5 protein-coding genes are annotated in these 4,194 nt (G+C 72.9%); 3 read left to right on the forward strand and 2 right to left on the reverse strand.

Features of this window, described 5'->3' with window-relative positions:
- Nucleotides 1-12: 12 nt before the first annotated feature.
- Together FNX44_RS24445 and FNX44_RS24450 are read right to left on the reverse strand one after the other, a co-directional pair.
- Nucleotides 13-822, reverse strand: coding sequence for an ABC transporter ATP-binding protein (locus FNX44_RS24445; RefSeq protein ID WP_143651151.1), 810 nt, complete (start codon nt 820-822; stop codon nt 13-15).
- Between the two features lie 131 nt (nt 823-953).
- Nucleotides 954-1,475, reverse strand: a complete 522-nt coding sequence (locus tag FNX44_RS24450) for a hypothetical protein (protein ID WP_143651153.1) — start codon at nt 1,473-1,475, stop codon at nt 954-956.
- A 92-nt stretch (nt 1,476-1,567) separates the two neighbouring features.
- Here FNX44_RS24450 and FNX44_RS24455 point away from each other — a divergent pair, with 92 nt between their 5' ends.
- The 3 genes from FNX44_RS24455 to FNX44_RS24465 all read left to right on the forward strand — a co-directional run bounded on the left by FNX44_RS24455 (nt 1,568) and on the right by FNX44_RS24465 (nt 4,126).
- Nucleotides 1,568-1,969 carry a response regulator transcription factor gene (locus FNX44_RS24455; RefSeq protein WP_323369643.1) on the forward strand — a complete coding sequence of 134 codons (402 nt, stop codon included), beginning with the start codon at nt 1,568-1,570 and terminating at the stop codon, nt 1,967-1,969.
- 259 nt (nt 1,970-2,228) lie between these two features.
- The gene (locus FNX44_RS24460) at nt 2,229-3,332 is read left to right on the forward strand and encodes a FecCD family ABC transporter permease (protein WP_143651154.1); all 1,104 of its coding nucleotides are present in this window, start codon (nt 2,229-2,231) and stop codon (nt 3,330-3,332) included.
- Nucleotides 3,332-4,126 (forward strand): ABC transporter ATP-binding protein, encoded by a 795-nt coding sequence (locus FNX44_RS24465; protein ID WP_143651156.1) that lies wholly within the window; start codon nt 3,332-3,334, stop codon nt 4,124-4,126. Before FNX44_RS24460 ends, FNX44_RS24465 begins: the two co-directional genes overlap by 1 nt.
- Nucleotides 4,127-4,194 lie beyond the last annotated feature (68 nt).

Consider the following 4,194-nt stretch of genomic DNA (forward strand, 5'->3'; position numbering starts at 1 on the left):
GGGCTGCGGTGTTCATCGGCGGTTGCCGTCCTTCCTGACGGAAGCGGGTCGGGGGGTGTCGGCGTCGCGGGCGGCGTCGACGAGGTGGAGGAAGGCGTCCTCGACGGCCTGGGTGCCGGTCCGGTGGCGCAGTTCGTCGGGGGAGCCTTCCGCGAGCAGTCGTCCGGCGCGCATGAGGAGGAGGCGTTCGCAGCGGTCGGCCTCGTCCATGACGTGGCTGGAGACGAGCAGGGTGGTGCCGCGCTCGTCGGCGAGGCGGTGGAAGAGCCGCCAGAGGTCGCGCCGGAGTACCGGGTCGAGGCCGACGGTGGGTTCGTCGAGGACGAGCAGTTCCGGTTCGCCGAGGAGTGCGACGGCCAGGGAGACGCGGGAGCGTTCGCCGCCGGAGAGGTCGGCGGCGAGTGCGTCGGCCCGGTCGGTGAGGTCCACGTCGGTGAGCGCCTGGGCGACGTGGCGGTTCCGTTCGTCGGGGGCGAGGCCGAGGACGGCGGCGAAGTAGTCGAGGTTCTGGCGGGCGGTGAGGTCGGCGTAGACGGAAGGGGCCTGGGTGACGTAGCCGACGCGGGCGCGGAGGACGGCGCTGCCGGCTGGGTGGTCGAGGACCCGGAGGGTGCCGGTGACCTTGGCCTGGGTGCCGACGACGGCCCGCATGAGGGTCGTCTTGCCGCATCCGGACGGGCCGAGCAGGCCGGTGACGCTGCCGCGCCGGACGGTGAAGGAGAGGTCGTCGAGGACTGTTCGGCCGCCGCGTACGACGGTGAGCCCGTGGGCGTGGACGGCCGTCCCGTCGCGGGAGGCGGCGCCGTCGCGAGAATTCATCATGTGATGAATTCTGCTCCTCGGCGGTGAGCCCCGTCAAGCGGGCGGCGCCGGGGAAACGCAGAAACCGAGCGGCGGGGGCAACGGCGAAGGGCCCCTCCGGACGTGTCCGGAGGGGCCCTTGTGGCCGGTGTTCAGCGGCGGCGTTTGCCTCGCGTGCGGTCGCGGGCGGCGGGATTGCCGGTGCGGGCGGAGCGGCGACGCTCGTGCAGCCGCACGGCCTCCTCGTGTTCGGCGCGGCGCAGCTTCTCGCCCGGCGCCTCGACCAGCGTGCGGATTCCGTACGCCAGCAGTACGCCGATGAAACCGATCATGCGGACGCTGGCCAGGGACCGCTCGGCGCTCTCCTCCCGCTGGTCGCGAGGGACGCGCCGGGGCTTGGTGTAGGCGCCCCACGTCTTGCTGAAGGCGATCGAGCTGCACGCCGCGAAGGCCAGCACGACCAGCAGGTTCAGCACGGTACCGACCTCGGCGATCTCCAGGCCCTGGTACGCGAACCGCAGCAGCAGCGCGCCGGCGGCGGCCGCCGCGAACGCGGCCAGCGCCAGGCCGGCGCGGCGCAGCCGGTAGCCGCCGGAGTGGTCGACCCACGTGGTGCCGTAGAAGCGGATCGGCTCCGGGGCCGGGAGCCGCCGCTCGGGAGTCGCGTCGTTCATGCACACGATTATCCCGGGTAGCCGTGGGCGGCCTGGGGGCCGGGCGGTGCTTCTCATCGTTCTTTGAGGTTCGACCGGTACTCCTGTTGCCCGTGAAGAGGACTCCGCCGCGCCTGCTGGTCGTCGACGACGAGCCGCACCTCAGGGAACAGCTCACCCAGACGTTCCTGCTGGCCGGCTACCGGGTGACGTGCGCTGCGGGCGGCGTGCAGGCGCTGAACGCGGCCGTCGCCGAGCCACCCGACCTGGTGGTGCTGGACGTCGGGCTGCCGGACATCGACGGCTGGGAGGTGGCCCGGCAGCTGCGCCGCCTCGGGAGAGGCGGGCCTGTGCTGTTCCTCACCACGGGCCCGGCGCCGACGGAGGCCGACGACCCGCTCGGGGAGTTCGGCGGGCGGACCGGTGACGCCCGGATTCCCAAGCCGCTGCGGCTGGAGGAGGTGGTCCGGCGGGCGTCGGAGGCACTGGCGGCGGAGAACGCCGAAGGAGGGTGACTGTTCCGCTTTCTCCCCTGGTTCCTCCGCTGGCGGAAGGCGCGCCACGGTACGCTGCCCACGCCTCCGAGGGGTGAAGCCGGTCGAAGTCCGGCGCTGACCCGCAACGGTAGGCGGAGCCGTTCCCCCGGTCCCGCGAGCCCGATCGCCCACGGCGGCGCGATGCCCTGTTCAACTCGCCGCGGACTGCGAGGGGGTGCCCGCCGAGCCCCGGCCAGCACACCGACGCGACCCCGGCCCGAGGCGAAGGCGGAAGCCCATGGCCGTGACGGCCGCCCCGACCAACGCCGTGCCCGAGGTGGAGCGGGACGACCCGCCACGCGTCCGGCGCCGGCTCCCCGTTCCCGTGCTCGCTGTCGGCCTCGCCGTGTCGCTGGTGGTTTCCGTGCTGTGCGCGGTGGCGATCGGCTCCGCGGGGCTGGGATTCGCCCAGGCGCTGGGCTACCTGTGGAGCGGGTTGACCGGGGGCGCGATCACTCGCGACGAGCTCTCGGCTTACACGATCGTGTGGGAGATCCGTTTTCCGCGCGCACTGCTGGCCGCTGTCGTCGGGGCCGGGCTGTCGGCGATCGGTGTGGCGATCCAGGCGATGGTGCGCAACGCGCTCGCGGACCCGTTTGTTCTCGGCATCTCCTCCGGCGCCGCCGTCGGCGCCAACGCGGTTCTGCTCTTCGGGGCGTTCGGCGCGCTCGGAGTGTGGGCGATGTCCACGGCGGCGTTCGGCTCGGCGCTGGTGGCGATGCTGCTGGTGTACGCGGTCGCGAACAGCGCTCACGGGCTGACACCGCTGCGTCTCGTGCTCACCGGGACGGCCATGTACTACGGCTTCTCCGCCGTGACCACGTTGATGGTGTTCTTCGCCGAGCACGGAGAGGCGGCGCGGTCGGCGCTGATGTGGCTGATGGGCAGCCTCGGCAGCGCGACGTGGGGCTCACTGCCGGTGGCGGCGACGGCGGTCGCGGGCGGCATGGTGTATCTGCTGCTCTCCGCCCGGCGGTTGAACGCGTTGGCGATGGGCGACGAGACGGCGGCGGCGCTGGGCGTCGACGCCGAACGGTTGCGCCGGGAACTGTTCCTGCTCACGGCGGTGGTGGTCGGTTGTGTGGTCGCGGTGAGCGGGGCGATCGGCTTCGTCGGGCTGATGGTGCCGCACGCGACCCGGATGCTGGTCGGCGCCGACCACCGGCGGGTGCTCGTGGTGGCGCCGCTGCTGGGCGCGGTACTGCTGGTGTGGGTGGACGTGGCGTCCCGGGTGCTGCTCGCACCGATCGAACTGCCCGTCGGCGTGCTGACCGCCGTGATCGGCGTTCCCTGTTTCCTGCTGCTGATGCGGCGTCGCAGCTACTCGTTCGGAGTCGCCTGATGCGTGTGGAGATCGACGAACTGACCGTGCGGGTGGCCGGCGCCCGGCTGGTGCGGGAGGTCAGCCTGCATGCCGAGCCGGGGGCGGTGGTGGGCCTGGTGGGGCCCAACGGGAGCGGCAAGTCCAGCTTGCTGCGGTGCGTCTACCGGGCGTCGAGGCCGTCTTCCGGGACGGTGCGGGTGGACGGCGCGGACCTGTTCGCGATGTCGCCGAAGGAGGGCGCGCGGCGGCTCGCGGCGCTGCCCCAGGAGACCGGGGCGGAGTTCGACTTCACCGTCGACGAGGTCGTGGCGATGGGACGGATGCCGCACCAGCGGGCCGCCGCACGAGCGAGCGCGGAGGACGCGGAGAAGTGCCTGGCGGCGCTGAGGCGCGTGCGCGCCGAGCACCTGCGGGACCGCGGCTTTCTGAGTCTGTCCGGGGGCGAGAAGCAACGGGTGCTGATCGCACGGGCGTTGGCGCAGGAGCCGCGCGTGCTGGTACTCGACGAGCCGACGAACCACCTGGACATCGCACAGCAGTTGGAGGTGCTGCACCTCGTGGGGGGACGGGCGGGAGGCCCGGGCGGGGTCGCGCCGACGGTGCTCACGGCGCTGCACGACCTGAATCTGGCGGCCGGGCACTGCGATGTGCTGTACGTCATCGCGCGCGGCGCGATCGTGGCCTCCGGGGCGCCGATGGAGGTGCTGACGGGGGAGTTGTTGGCCGAGGTCTTCGGGGTGCGGGCGCATCGGGTGAGGCATCCGGAGACGGGGGCGGTGCAGTTGCTTTTCGACAGGTTGGCCACCCGGTAGGGGTCCCCGGCCCCTACCCTTCCCGCTTCCTGGGGCCAGCCCCCGGACCCCGGCCCTCGAACTCCCCC

Origin of the sequence: Streptomyces alkaliterrae (genome assembly GCF_007097205.2) — a bacterium.
Classification (GTDB): domain Bacteria; phylum Actinomycetota; class Actinomycetes; order Streptomycetales; family Streptomycetaceae; genus Streptomyces; species Streptomyces alkaliterrae.